Below are 13,166 nucleotides of genomic sequence, written 5' to 3'. Positions count from 1 at the left end.
GGAAAGATGTTGCACTTTAATCAGACGCTTTATTTTCTGCTAAGCGAAAAAGACCATCCGTCTCGGCAGAAATATGCACTTCATTTGCGGTCAAGCCTGTGCTTTCATAAAATGTATTTTTAAATTCCTTTGCCGATTTTGATGATTGACAGGCCCAAATTCGACCTGTACGATTCAACCACGTACCCAATTCATTCATTAAACGCTCATCAATCAGTAATTGATTTGGTACTTTTTTAAATTTTATTTGATAAACGGGTGTTAGTATTTTCATGATCAGACGTCCTCTCTTTTAAGTTAGTATTAGTATATCACGAAAGAAATCGTTATCATATTTTCTTGAGAGTTCAACTTTTCATGAAAAAATTGAATAAAAAAACCAGACAAATTAGGAAAAGCACCTAATTGGTCTGGTTCATTTTCATTTATTTTTCTATCTCAGAGGTTGTTTCTTGGTGTAAATGACGATACACATTCTTTGCGACAGTTTCAGGTAATCCAGCTTTTCTTAATTCTTCAACACTGGCTGCCGTAATATTTTTAAGCGATTTAAATTCTTTTAAAAGATTTTTTTTGCGTTTCGGTCCCAAGCCTTCAATGTTATCTAATTTGGAAGCAAAACTATTTTTACTACGTAATTGACGATGGAATGTGATGGCGAAACGATGGACTTCATCTTGGATTCGTTGCAACAAGAAAAATTCTTGTGAGTTTCTTTCCAATGGTACAACTTCTAAGTTTGGACCAAATAAAAGTTCACTCGTTTTGTGCTTGTCGTTCTTGGCTAATCCAGCTACAGGAATATCGACTCCTAGTTGATTGGCTAACACATCTTTAGCAACATCGACTTGGCCTTTACCACCATCGATTAAAATTAAATCAGGAAAAGGCAAGCCTTCTTTTAAAACTCGTGAATATCTGCGATAAATGACTTCTCTCATAGAAGCGTAATCATCAGGACCTTGGACAGTTTTTATTTTATATTTTCGATACTCATTTTTAGCTGGCCGTCCGTCAATAAACACAACCATCGCAGAAACAGGGTTTGTTCCCATAATATTTGAATTATCAAATGCTTCAATTCGAATGGGCGCAGGTATGTTCATCGCATTGCCTAATTTTTCAACTGCGCCAATTGTTCGTTCTTGTTTCCGTACAATCAAATCGAATTTTTCATTTAAAGCAACTGCAGCATTTTTACTGGCTAATTTAACCAGTTTTTTCTTTTCTCCCCGTTGCGGCTGCAAGATTTTCGTAGCTAATAAAGCTTCAACGCTTTCTTTATCAATGTCATCAGGAATCAAGACTTCTTTTGGCACAAAATGCTCATTCTCTTGATAAAATTGTCCAATAAAAGTTAAAAATGCTTCACTGGCATCATCATAAAATGGAAAAATCGATACATCACGTTCGATTAATTTTCCTTGTCTGACAAAGAATACTTGGACACACATCCAGCCTTTATCAACAGCATAACCAAACACATCACGATCAATTAAATCTACATTCGTCATTTTTTGGCGGGTCATAACTGTTTCAATCGCTTTAATTTGATCGCGAAATTCTGCAGCTTTTTCAAATTCCATATGTGCAGCTGCATAAGCCATTTTTTCTTGTAAGCGGTCCTGAATTTCTGTATGTCCACCAGAGAGAAACCCTTTAATCTCTTCCACCATATCTTTGTAGACTTGCGGATCCACATCAAAAGCATAGGGACACAGACATTGTCCTAAATGATAATACAAACAAGGTGTTTTTTGCGACGGATTACATTTTCGCAAAGGAAAAAGCCGATCTAACAGTTTCTTTGTTTCATTCGCTGCATTTACATCTGGATATGGGCCAAAATATAACGCTTTGTCTTTTAAAACCTTTCGAGTAATCATTAAACGAGGATATTTTTCGTTTGTGATTTTGATAAAAGGATAGGTTTTATCGTCTTTTAACATGATGTTATATTTGGGATTATTTTTATGGATTAAATTAATTTCTAATAAAAGTGCTTCAATATTCGATTCTGTCACAATATATTCAAAATCATCGATTTCACTGACTAATCGTTCTGTCTTAGTATCATGGCTACCACGAAAATAAGACCGGACACGGTTTTTCAAAATTTTGGCTTTCCCAACATAGATAATCGTGCCGTTTTTATCTTTCATTAAATAACAACCAGGTTGATCAGGAAGCAGTGCTAATTTATTTTTTATTCGTTCGTTCATACGATACTTCCTTTCTAACAAAATGCTTCGTCTATTATACACCTCTTTTTGTAATTAAACAAAAAAAGCCGCTACTTTATGTACGAAAGAAACAGCCTGAAAAGACAATCGCTAATGATTTCTCTTCAGACTGAATCAAACTATTCGTAATGACTAATCAACGTTTATAAGTGTTTGGCAATCATTGCTTGCAATTGGTCTTTTGTATGAACACCGACTGCTTTTTCAACAACTTCGCCATCTTTTTTCAATAGCAATGTTGGGATGCTCATGATTCCAAAACTTGCTGGTGTTGCAGGATTTTCATCCACATCCATTTTGACGATTTTCACTTCGTCTTCATCATATTCTTCAGATAATTGTTCTAAGATGGGTGCTTGCATACGACAAGGGCCACACCAAGTTGCCCAAAAGTCGATTAAGACTAATCCTTCATCTGTTTCTGTTGCAAAATCTTTATCGGTAATTGCTTGTGTCATTTCACAAACCTCCTACTCTTTACTCTTATTACATGCTTAGTATAACACGTCATCTCTAAGATAGCGAGTGTTCTGCTTACTTATTGTAAGTCCTTATTTATTGGAATTTTACGACAGTCGCACCATTACCACCTTGGTTTTGTGGCGCAAATTCATAGCTTTTCACACTGCGGTGATTTTTTAAAAATTCCGTTATTCCGGTTCTTAATGCACCTGTTCCTTTGCCGTGAACAATGGTTACTTGTGGATAGCCCGCTAGAATCGCAGCATCAATGTATTGGTCAACTTCTGCCAATGCTTCTTCGTAGCGTTTGCCACGTAAGTCTAGTTGTGTGCCAACATGACTGCTTTCTGCAGAACGAACCGTTGTAACTCTTGGTTTCGCTTCTTTTTGTGGAGCGACAGGCGTCATATCCTCTTCAGATACGTTCATTTTTAAAATGCCCAATTGGACTTGCCATTGTCCTTTGCCGTTGTCTTTTAATAAGGTCCCTCGTTGGCCGTAAGTATTGACAATTACTTCATCGCCAGCTTTTAATTTTTTCTGTTCTTTGGCCTTCTTCAACACTTTGTTTTTAGCAAGCTTGGTTTCTTCATGGTGTAATTGAGAAAGCTGTGTTTTCGCATCAATTAACTGATGTTCTTTGACACCACCTTGTTGGCCACTTTCCAATTGCATTTTGCGAATATCAGAAATAATGGTTTCCGCATTTTCTTCCGCTTCTGCAATAATTTTATTCGCTTCTTTCCGCGCTTTTTGTAATTCTTTTTCTCGTTCTTCAAAAAACACTTGATAGGCTTCTTTCAGTTCTTTATGCAAAGCGGCCGATTCATCGACATAGTGGCGAGCTTCTAAATATTCAGTTTCGGCCATTTTGCGACGGTTTTCCAGGTCTTCAATCATTTCGTTTAAATCTTGACTTTCACCGTCCATTATTTGTTTTGCAGCTTCAATAATACTATTGTCTAATCCAAGACGTTTCGAAATTTCAAAAGCATTACTTCGGCCAGGCACGCCAATTAATAAACGATAGGTTGGACTCAAGGTATCTACATCAAATTCCATACTGGCATTGATTGTTCCAGCTCGATTATAGCCATACACTTTTAATTCAGGATAATGGGTTGTTGCCATCACATAGGCTCCTTTAGCACCCAATGAATCTAAAATGGCAATCGCTAAAGCGGCCCCTTCTTGCGGATCTGTCCCAGCACCTAATTCATCAAATAGTACTAAACTTTGATGATCGACTTTCTTTAAGACAGACACGATATTCGTCATATGTGAAGAGAAAGTACTTAAACTTTGTTCAATCGATTGTTCATCCCCGATATCCGCAAATACTTCTGTAAAAATACCCATTTTACTTTCTTCTTCAACTGGAATAGGTAATCCAGCTTGACCCATTAATTGTAAAAGACCTAACGTTTTCAGAGTAATGGTTTTCCCGCCGGTATTAGGCCCTGTAATCACAATTGCTTGATATTCTTCTCCAATCACAATGTCATTGGCTACAGCTTTTTCTGGATTTAATAGTGGGTGCCGGGCTTGTTTAAAAACTACATGATTTGCTTGACTAACTTCTGGAACAACTGCTTTTAGTTCTTTTCCTAGTCGCGCCTTAGCATTAATAAAATCAAGTTTACCGATGACATAAGCATTATGCGTAATTTCTCGGCGATAAGGAACCAACTCAGCCGACAGTTCTGCCAAGATGCGAGTAATCTCATTTCTTTCGGCAATTTGTTGTTGTCGCAAACGATTATTCATTTCTAAAATTTGTTTAGGTTCAATAAATAAGGTTTGTCCTGAAGCACTTTGGTCGTGAACCACGCCACCAAAAATATTTTTATATTCTTGTTTGACTGGAATTACGTAGCGTTCATTTCGCATAGTAACAAGGGCATCACTCAGATAACGTGCGTTTTTCCCACGAATAATACTATCTAGTTCTTCTCGAATGGTCTGCTCACTACGACGAATATTTTGCCGAATTGCCTTTAAAGCTGGCGAAGCTTCATCTGTGACGTAGCCATCATCATCAATGGCTTGTTTGAGTTGGCGATTTAATTCAGGCAAAACTTCTAGTTGCTCTCGCCACATATATAAACGTTCAAAATCCACTTCATTTTCACTTAACTCATCAAAAAAACGAGTCAGTTCTGAAGTAGTCGACAAGACACGGCCTACTTGTGCTAATTCTATGCCATTTAAATCCGCACCAATTTCAATCCGTTTCATGTGTGGTTGGATATTTTCTAATTTAGGAATGGGGATTCCACCACGTAATCGTTGAACTTTTAAACCATCCTGTGTTTCATTTAGCCATGCTTGAATTTTATTTTCATCAGCAATCGGTAATAATTCCGAAACTTCGTTTGTCCCCTGAGCTGTCACAATAAATTGCAACAACTGTTGTTTTACTTTATCAAACCCTAATGTTGATAGAATACGCTGATTCATTTTTCCACCTACTTTTCTAACTTTTTCATTTGTTGAAAAGACTGAGACATAACATAAGAAGTTTCGCTTTGCTCACTTACTTCTTATCTCTATCTCAGTCCCATTCAGCTTTATTTCGTAATTGGTTCAACCCATAATTCATATGCTTGTTTTGTTAGAATTGGGGTATTTTTTACAATGCCTCGTGCCAAGCCACTTGACCGAAACTGATTTTGGACAATATCTGACGGAATCATTGACGCCGTAGCTAACACTAGAAAAAGACCCACGTATAACACAAGAACACTTAATACGCCACCTAATAGTCCATTTACCTGTTTCAAAACTGGAATAAATGTTAATCCATGTAAAAAGATAGCTAAAAAACGAACGACCAACCAGCCTGCAAACAGCAATAATAGAAACGCAACCGCTGAATAAAAGGCTTTGTCCAAGTCTAAAGAAATCTCTTGATTAAAAAAGACAAGCTTTGACGTTGGCGTAACCGATGGATATGGAATATACAATTCTAAATGAGAAGCGACCTCTTTGTAATAAGTTCGAGCAACAAAATATGAAATTAAGTAACCTACCGAATAGAGCACTTGTAAAATCAAGCCTCGTTTAGCTCCTGTATAAAATCCAAAGGCTAAAAGTAATAAAATAAGTATTGTTAACATCTTGTCATCCTTTCAGGAACTACTCCGAAACACCTTTATTTTGAATCTGCTGTTTTCGATTTTCATTCAAAATTTGTTGGGCTTCCACATGATTATGAATTTCTACATCTTCTTGTCCATTCTTTTTCAAAACATCCCGTGCTTCTTCTTCGATAATTTCCATTCGGCGCACACGATTCTCTAATTCAGCCAAACGAATGGTTTTCTGTTTTAAATCTGCTACTTGTTTTTCCAATTTTAAAGCATATTCTTGTTTTTTTAGTTGATCTGAAATTGCATTAATTGCTAATAAAACAGAAGCTTGTTCCGTATCAGTTTGCGGAGAAAGATGTTTAATTTCCGCCAGTTGTTCGTTGACAATTTTTGTGACTAAATCCATATGTTGTTTTGACTCTTGGCCAATAATTGTATACGTATGGTCTGCAATGATTGCTTTATATCGTGTTTTTTCATTTGATGCCATGTTGAGGTTCCCTCCTGTAAATCAATCCATTCTTGCTTATTGTACCATGAAAAAAAAGCGAAGCGCAATTTTCGTACAAATTCTCTCTTATTATATGCCACAAAGCGAAAAATTTAAAGATTTCTTTACAAGAACTCTGGCAATTTAAGAACGAATAGAAATTGTGTAGGTGAAAAAGCGTGGAACAAAAAGTCAAAGTGATTTTTGTCCCACGCTCAAACTCTGATAATCAGCTAAAAATGTTTGTCTCAGCTGTACTTTTTAAGGCTTAGTTATTATCTTTCATCTTTTCTACACGTAAACAACGCATAGCATTTAAAACAGCGATAATAGTTACACCAACATCAGCAAAGACTGCTGCTTGCATTGAAGCCAAGCCTAATGCACCTAGTACCAAGACAATGATTTTAACAGCAATCGCAAAGATAATGTTTTGTTTAACAATTCTCAATGTTTTTCTTGATAATTTAATCGCAGAGGCGATACGACTTGGTTCATCATTCATAATCACCACATCAGCAGCTTCAATTGCCGCGTCACTTCCTAAACCACCCATGGCAATCCCAACATCAGCCCGGGCTAAAACAGGTGCATCATTCATGCCGTCACCAACAAAGGCAACTTTGTTTTTAGGTGAAGATGCTTTTAACAACTCTTCTAAACGATCCACTTTGCCATCTGGTAAAAGTTCTGCATAAACTTTGTCAACACCAACTTCTTTTGCAATAGCTTCTGCAACTTGTTGATTGTCTCCAGTCAGCATAACAGTTTGTTTGACCCCTTCAGCTTTTAATTCTTTTATTGCTGAAATGGCGTCTGGTTTCAATTGATCCGCAATCACTAAGTAGCCTGCAAATTGATTATCAATAGCGACAAAAATTAAAGTTCCCGCTTCCTTCACTTCTGGTGCTTCGATACCAAATTGTCTCATTAACTTCGCATTACCGACTAAAACTGTTTTGCCTTCAATTGTGGCTTTGATACCGTGTCCGGCAACCTCTTCAATTGCTGTTGCTGGAACAGTTTCTTTGCCATAGCTTTCTTTAATAGAAATAGCAATAGGATGAGTGGATAATTGTTCTGCTGTTGCTGTTAAACGTAACAACTCTTCTTTAGGTAAAACAACACTAGTTATGTTTTGAACCACAAAATTTCCTTTTGTTAGCGTACCAGTTTTATCAAAAACAATTGTTTCCGTATTCGCTAAAATTTCTAAATAGTTACTTCCTTTAATTAAAACACCTAGTTTGCTAGCTCCGCCAATTCCACCGAAGAAACTTAAAGGAACAGAAATGACTAAGGCACATGGACAAGAAATAACCAAGAACGTTAATGCCCGATAAACCCATTCATTAATAGAAGTATCAGGGAAAATAAATGGTGGAATCACTGCCAATAAGACAGCTAAAACAACGACAACTGGTGTATAGTAACGAGCAAATTTAGAAATAAAGTTTTCTGCAGGGGCTTTTTTACTGCTAGCATTTTCAACTAAATCTAAAATTTTGCTAACTGTTGAATCCCCAAATTTTTTCGTAACATTAATAGTCAAGGCCCCATTTTTATTGATAAAACCACCTAAGATTTCATCGCCGACTTTGACCGTTCTTGGAACGGATTCACCAGTTAACGCAGAGGTATCTACCATGCTTGATCCATCAATAATTTGACCATCTAATGGAACTTTTTCACCTGGTTTCACTAATATTTGTTGTCCAATTTCAATTGTATCTGGAGCGACCGCTTTTATTTGTCCATTTACTAAAAGATTTGCTGAATCCGGACGAATATCCATTAATTTGGCAATTGATTTTCTGGATTGATCAACTGCAGCACTTTGGAACCATTCGCCGACTTGGTAGAACAACATTACTGCCACAGCTTCGGGATATTCCCCAATAAAGAATGCCCCAATCGTTGCCACAGACATTAAGAAATTTTCATCAAACACTTCCCCGCGAAAAATATTCGTTGCCGCTCGTTTGACAATGTCGCCACCAATTAAGACATAAACGACTAAATAAGATGCCAAAGCAACCCAATTATTACTTGGTTTAATGATAATAAGTGCTAAAAATAAAACAAATGCAATAATGATACGAATTAAGCGATTCTTATTTGGATTACGTCCCTCTTCTTCTTTGACATCTTTTAAAGAAATAACTTTGACATCTGGTTCTAACTTACCAATCACTGCACGCGCTTCATTTTCGACTTCTAAATCATGTCCTGATTCAACTTCCAGTGTCATCTTTTCAGCCATGAAGTCCACACGCGCTTTTTCTACTCCGTGAATTTTTTGGACAGATTTTTCAATTTTGTCTGCACAACTTGCACAATCAAGTCCTTCTAGTTTATAACTCTTTTGCATTTAAACACCTTCACTCCCTATATAATAGCGATTATTCCGTTTACATGAATAACCTTTCATGAATCTATTATAAATGAAGATGCAATCATATGTCAACCGCTTCACGTAATCTTTTTCTATTTTATAGACATAATGGCATAATTGCTGTAGGTGGAATGGATAACTGAGTAATAACTTTCGGATTGAGTCTATTGCTGCCTTTCCACCAAATTTTGGTTTGTTGGTGTTGAAACCAAGCACTTTGTTCAAAAGGTGCTGACAATGTTTGTAAGTGATGCACTTCGATTTGATTGGTTGCCTGCGGTTCTGTTGTGAAATCATGGGCCCGAATTCCAATAGAATGACAAGAAATAGGAACTTCTTGTGTAACCGTTAGTGTTTGTTGCCAGCCAATCACTTGGACTCTGTGCGCATCTATGCGTTTGACAGGCCAAATATTTTTACAACCAGTGAGTTTAGCTGCTTCAATCGTTTGAGGTTGGTTAAATAATTGATTTGTTGCACCAAAAAGTGTTTGGTTTTTTGTGATTATCACTAAACTCTGACATAACTTATACAGTTCATCTAAACTATGACTCACAATTAAGGCATGTTGATTTAAATTACTTAATCGCTGTTGAAGTTCAATTTGCAGCTCTTCCTTTAAGGGTGCATCTAATGCGGAAAATGGCTCATCTAATAACAGGTAAGCCGGCTGAGCCGCTAGCATTCGCGCAAAAGCCACTCGCTGTCTTTGTCCTCCAGAAAGTTGACTAGGATATTGTTGTTGGACTTTAGTTAAGTGAAAAGATGCAAGCAATTGAGTGACCAATTGTAAATCTTTTGTCACGCACGTCAGATTTTCTACTACCGACAAATGAGGAAACAACGCATACTGTTGAAACAAAAGACCAAATTTTCGTTGTTGCGGCGACAAATTGATCTTTTGTTCAGCATCGAATAAGACTTGATCATTTAAAACAATCTGACCTTTATCCGCAGTCTCAACACCCGCAATACATTTTAATAACATACTCTTGCCACAACCAGAAGCACCTAAAATTCCTGTTGTTTGCGTCTTTGTTTCAAACTGAATTTGCAAAGTATGACTTTTCAATTCTTTTTGAATATCAACAATTAATCTCATTCCGATCTTCTCCAAGCGCGCTGACTAAAAAATTCCGTAAAAAATAAAATAATCAGGCAAAGTAATAACATAATCACAACATATTGATTGGCTAAGCGCCAATCCCCACTTGCTACAGCAGAGTAGATAGCTAAAGGAAGCGTTCTTGTTTTGCCAGCAATATTCCCTGCTAACATTGTCGTCGCTCCAAATTCGCCTAACCCACGGGCAAAGGCTAACACGCCACCGGCCAAGAGACCGTTCATCGACAAAGGTAACGCAATTTTTCTAAAATATCGACTTTCCGAAAACCCGAGTGTCTGGGCCACCGCCAACAATTCACTATCCATTTGTTCAAACGCCGTTAAGGCTGAACGATACATTAAAGGAAATGAAACAGCAACGGCAGCAATAACCGTAGCTGGCCATGAAAAAACAACTTGAATGGCAAAAAAATCAAGTAAAAACTGGCCCACTGGTTGCTGAACACCAAAAATAGTTAAGAGAAAAAAACCAAAAACAGTCGGCGGTAAAACTAATGGCAACGTAAATAAACTATTCAAAAGAATTTTTAATTTACGATTTTTCAAACGAAAAACAATATACGCAACGCCTGTTCCTAAAACAAAAGTAAATAAAATGGCGATTATTGCTGTCTGAAAAGATAAAAGAATTGGTCGAACATCCATTTTCCCACCTACTTTGTTAACTTAAAGCCAATATTTTCAAAATATTTTCTGCATTGTTGACTCTGTAAAAAATTTAAAAAAGCATCCGCTGATTTTTGTTTCTTAGAGGCGGCAACTTTACCAACTGGATAGATAATTGGCTTTTTCAAAGCAGCTTCAGGCATGGCCGCAACAATCGCTACTTTTGAATTGGTTGCTGCATCTGTCGCATAAACCAAGCCAGCTTCTGCACTTGCATTAGCCACCCATTCAAGGACTTCTGTTACATTCGTGCCAAAGCTTGCGTGTTTTTCTACATAAGACCAAGCGCCTAAAGCTTTTAAGCCTTCTTCGGCATATTGACCAGCTGGAACACTCGCAGGATCACCAATTGCTATCATTTGGGCTTTTTTTAAATCAGAAAAATCATGCCACTTTGCTTGATCTTGGTTAGGCACAATAAGAACAAGCTGGTTTTCCAATAAAGGAACGACACTTTTCTTATTAATTAGTTTTTCTGCAACCAATGCATTCATTTGTTTTGTCGAAGCCGAGAAAAATACATCGGCTTTTAGGCCTTTTTCAATTTGCATCTGTAATTTTCCAGAACTATCATAGGTTCCAGTTACCTGAATATCTGGATGCTCTTTTTCAAAGGCTGGAATAATTTTCTTCTCCATGACTGATTCTAAGCTAGCTGCTGCCGCAAGGGTTATTTCTTCTTTTTTTGTTGAAACTGTTTCTTTTTGCGGCTGATTTGTACATGCAGCAATTAGGGCAACTAAACTGAATAAACTAAGCAAGAACACAGTCTTTTTTTGTTTAGACATTTGAACGCCTCTTTTCTTTTATAAATACCCACCATAACTCAAGTCAATAATTTCAGATTTTTTAATCACTTCTTTGGCCATTAATCTTGGTAACAACAAATCAAAAACAGTTTTTTCTGAAAATAAAACACCACCTGGTAAGCCAATGATCGTTTGCTCTCCTTTATAAGCTAGCAAAAACATTGAGCCTGGTAAGACTGGTGTCCCATGGGTTACGATTTCAGCACCTGTCTGCTTAATTGCTAACGGTGTCAAATCATCAGGATCTACACTCATACCACCTGTACAAACAATCAGATCAAGCCCTTGTGCTAACATCTTTTTGATCGCAACAGTAATTTTTTGCGGCTGATCATCGACAATTTCTTGCTTGACAATCGTAACTAAAGGATACGCGGAGAACTTGGCTTTTAACACAGGGTAAAAAGCATCCTCAACCAATCCTGTGTAAACTTCACTGCCAGTAGTTACAATCCCGACCCGTATTTTTTTGAAAGGTTTCACAGAGATTAGTGGCTCAGACGTGCTGAGCTGGCGTGCCTTTTCTAATTGGCTTTTAGAAATTGTTAGTGGAATCACTCGGAAGGCTGCAACTTTTTCATCTTTCTGAACTTCTATATTGGTAACTTTAGTTGACAAGGCGAGACCTTCAATTTCATTTAAAGCAATTAATTTTTCTCGATTGACTTTTAAAAGACCTCTCGTGCTAGCTTTAGCAACAATTTTTCCTTCATGGACTTCACTCGGCTGACATGAGTCATCTGTTAACAGGTTATACAAAAATGTCGCTGCCTCTTCTTCATGTATTTCTGCTGGATCCAAGGAAACAAACAGATGTTTTTTCCCTAATGATAAAAGAATTGGAATATCTTCTTGAACAACTATATGTCCTTTTTTAAAACACACTTCCTTGGTCTTTCCATAGTCAATTCGCGTAATATCATGACTCAACGGAAGGCCAACTGCCTCTTCTGTTCGAATTGTTTTCATGGTTTATTCCTCATCATGTATGATTTTTTTATTTGTGATTAAATCCAAAGCGTGGGGCAAAACAGGCAACAAAAAATGCAAATGTTCTGTTACACTTTTCGGGCTACCAGGCAAATTAACAATGAGCGTGCGTCCTCTTTGAACAGAAACGCCTCGACTTAACATAGCAAATGGTGTTTTTTCCAAGCTAAGTTGACGCAAGCCCTCACTGATTCCAGGAATGACTCGTTCTGCTACACGTAAGGTTGCTTCTGGGGTCCGATCCCGTTCACTCAATCCTGTGCCGCCTGTTGTTAAAATCAAATCACAGGTCTTAGACCACTCTTGCAATAGCTCTACTAATTGATTTTCTTCATCTGGTAAAATGGTTTGTTTGGTTACCTGGTAGAGCGCAGGTAACTGTTCACGAATCAAGGGACCCGATTGGTCGACAGCAAGCCCTTGAAAGCAACGATCACTTAATGTTACAATGCCCACTTTAAACAACGTCTAACTGGTCTCCTTTTTTAATATGACCTTCTGTCACAACGACTGCAAAGATTCCTTCTCTAGGCATGATGCAATCGCCCACTCGCGCGTAAATCTGACAGTGTTTATGGCACTCTTTCCCAATTTGAGTAACCACCAATTCGGAATCGCCTATTTTCATTTTCGTTCCAACAGGTAATTGACGTAAATCAATCCCTGAGACGATAATATTTTCCCCGAAAGCACCATTGCCAACCCGAGCTCCTTTTTCATTGAAAGCCGTTATTTCTTCAAAAGATAACAAACTGACTTGTCGATGCCAATTACCGCCGTGCGCATCATTTTCTAATCCGAAACCTTTAATTAAGTTGACTTCAGGAATTTCCTTTTTCTGTGTGCCTCTTCGCGGGCTAATATTTATTGCAATAATTTCTCCTGTTTTCATAC

General features: G+C 37.4%; 13 protein-coding genes. All 13 read right to left on the bottom strand.

What is annotated here, in order from left to right:
- Positions 1 to 16: 16 nt before the first annotated feature.
- Positions 17 to 274, bottom strand: coding sequence for a DUF3884 family protein (locus IGM04_RS06215; RefSeq protein WP_002369461.1), 258 nt, complete (start codon positions 272 to 274; stop codon positions 17 to 19).
- Positions 275 to 425: 151 nt separating this feature from the next.
- A complete protein-coding gene (gene uvrC / locus IGM04_RS06210; protein ID WP_002366633.1) occupies positions 426 to 2,222 on the bottom strand; it encodes an excinuclease ABC subunit UvrC in 1,797 nt (598 codons plus the stop codon).
- 164 nt (positions 2,223 to 2,386) lie between these two features.
- Complete coding sequence (trxA, locus tag IGM04_RS06205; protein ID WP_002357703.1) at positions 2,387 to 2,701, bottom strand: thioredoxin; 315 nt, start codon at positions 2,699 to 2,701, stop codon at positions 2,387 to 2,389.
- 97 nt (positions 2,702 to 2,798) lie between these two features.
- Positions 2,799 to 5,165 (bottom strand): endonuclease MutS2, encoded by a 2,367-nt coding sequence (locus IGM04_RS06200; RefSeq protein WP_086317857.1) that lies wholly within the window; start codon positions 5,163 to 5,165, stop codon positions 2,799 to 2,801.
- Positions 5,166 to 5,275: 110 nt separating this feature from the next.
- A complete protein-coding gene (locus tag IGM04_RS06195) occupies positions 5,276 to 5,824 on the bottom strand; it encodes a CvpA family protein (protein ID WP_002357705.1) in 549 nt (182 codons plus the stop codon).
- 19 nt (positions 5,825 to 5,843) lie between these two features.
- Positions 5,844 to 6,287 (bottom strand): cell division protein ZapA, encoded by a 444-nt coding sequence (zapA, locus tag IGM04_RS06190; RefSeq protein WP_002357706.1) that lies wholly within the window; start codon positions 6,285 to 6,287, stop codon positions 5,844 to 5,846.
- A 268-nt stretch (positions 6,288 to 6,555) separates the two neighbouring features.
- Complete coding sequence (locus tag IGM04_RS06185; protein ID WP_086317856.1) at positions 6,556 to 8,658, bottom strand: heavy metal translocating P-type ATPase; 2,103 nt, start codon at positions 8,656 to 8,658, stop codon at positions 6,556 to 6,558.
- A gap of 121 nt (positions 8,659 to 8,779) precedes the next feature.
- A complete protein-coding gene (locus tag IGM04_RS06180; RefSeq protein WP_086317855.1) occupies positions 8,780 to 9,784 on the bottom strand; it encodes an ATP-binding cassette domain-containing protein in 1,005 nt (334 codons plus the stop codon).
- Positions 9,781 to 10,452, bottom strand: a complete 672-nt coding sequence (modB, locus tag IGM04_RS06175) for a molybdate ABC transporter permease subunit (protein WP_002357709.1) — start codon at positions 10,450 to 10,452, stop codon at positions 9,781 to 9,783. Before modB ends, IGM04_RS06180 begins: the two co-directional genes overlap by 4 nt.
- Before the next feature lie 8 nt (positions 10,453 to 10,460).
- A complete protein-coding gene (modA, locus tag IGM04_RS06170; RefSeq protein ID WP_002357711.1) occupies positions 10,461 to 11,261 on the bottom strand; it encodes a molybdate ABC transporter substrate-binding protein in 801 nt (266 codons plus the stop codon).
- Between the two features lie 18 nt (positions 11,262 to 11,279).
- The gene (locus IGM04_RS06165) at positions 11,280 to 12,251 is read right to left on the bottom strand and encodes a molybdopterin-binding protein (RefSeq protein WP_002371203.1); all 972 of its coding nucleotides are present in this window, start codon (positions 12,249 to 12,251) and stop codon (positions 11,280 to 11,282) included.
- Positions 12,252 to 12,254: 3 nt separating this feature from the next.
- Positions 12,255 to 12,737: a MogA/MoaB family molybdenum cofactor biosynthesis protein gene (locus IGM04_RS06160; protein WP_086317854.1), complete on the bottom strand. Its 483-nt coding sequence runs from the start codon at positions 12,735 to 12,737 to the stop codon at positions 12,255 to 12,257.
- Complete coding sequence (locus IGM04_RS06155) at positions 12,730 to 13,164, bottom strand: MOSC domain-containing protein (protein ID WP_002357714.1); 435 nt, start codon at positions 13,162 to 13,164, stop codon at positions 12,730 to 12,732. The genes IGM04_RS06160 and IGM04_RS06155 overlap by 8 nt, the downstream gene beginning before the upstream one ends.
- Positions 13,165 to 13,166 lie beyond the last annotated feature (2 nt).

The organism is Enterococcus sp. DIV2385, assembly GCF_051711925.1.
Taxonomy (GTDB): Bacteria; Bacillota; Bacilli; order Lactobacillales; family Enterococcaceae; genus Enterococcus; species Enterococcus faecalis.
This window is presented reverse-complemented; position numbering and strand designations above follow the sequence as displayed.

Bases quoted from the DNA above. Each gene is read 5' to 3' on its own strand.
- modA (WP_002357711.1), bottom strand. From the start codon at position 11,261: ATGTCTAAACAAAAAAAGACTGTGTTCTTGCTTAGTTTATTCAGTTTA.
- trxA (WP_002357703.1), bottom strand. From the start codon at position 2,701: ATGACACAAGCAATTACCGATAAAGATTTTGCAACAGAAACAGATGAA.
- uvrC (WP_002366633.1), bottom strand. From the start codon at position 2,222: ATGAACGAACGAATAAAAAATAAATTAGCACTGCTTCCTGATCAACCT.
- IGM04_RS06180 (WP_086317855.1), bottom strand. From the start codon at position 9,784: ATGAGATTAATTGTTGATATTCAAAAAGAATTGAAAAGTCATACTTTG.
- IGM04_RS06185 (WP_086317856.1), bottom strand. From the start codon at position 8,658: ATGCAAAAGAGTTATAAACTAGAAGGACTTGATTGTGCAAGTTGTGCA.
- IGM04_RS06215 (WP_002369461.1), bottom strand. From the start codon at position 274: ATGAAAATACTAACACCCGTTTATCAAATAAAATTTAAAAAAGTACCA.
- IGM04_RS06165 (WP_002371203.1), bottom strand. From the start codon at position 12,251: ATGAAAACAATTCGAACAGAAGAGGCAGTTGGCCTTCCGTTGAGTCAT.
- IGM04_RS06195 (WP_002357705.1), bottom strand. From the start codon at position 5,824: ATGTTAACAATACTTATTTTATTACTTTTAGCCTTTGGATTTTATACA.
- modB (WP_002357709.1), bottom strand. From the start codon at position 10,452: ATGGATGTTCGACCAATTCTTTTATCTTTTCAGACAGCAATAATCGCC.
- zapA (WP_002357706.1), bottom strand. From the start codon at position 6,287: ATGGCATCAAATGAAAAAACACGATATAAAGCAATCATTGCAGACCAT.
- IGM04_RS06200 (WP_086317857.1), bottom strand. From the start codon at position 5,165: ATGAATCAGCGTATTCTATCAACATTAGGGTTTGATAAAGTAAAACAA.
- IGM04_RS06155 (WP_002357714.1), bottom strand. From the start codon at position 13,164: ATGAAAACAGGAGAAATTATTGCAATAAATATTAGCCCGCGAAGAGGC.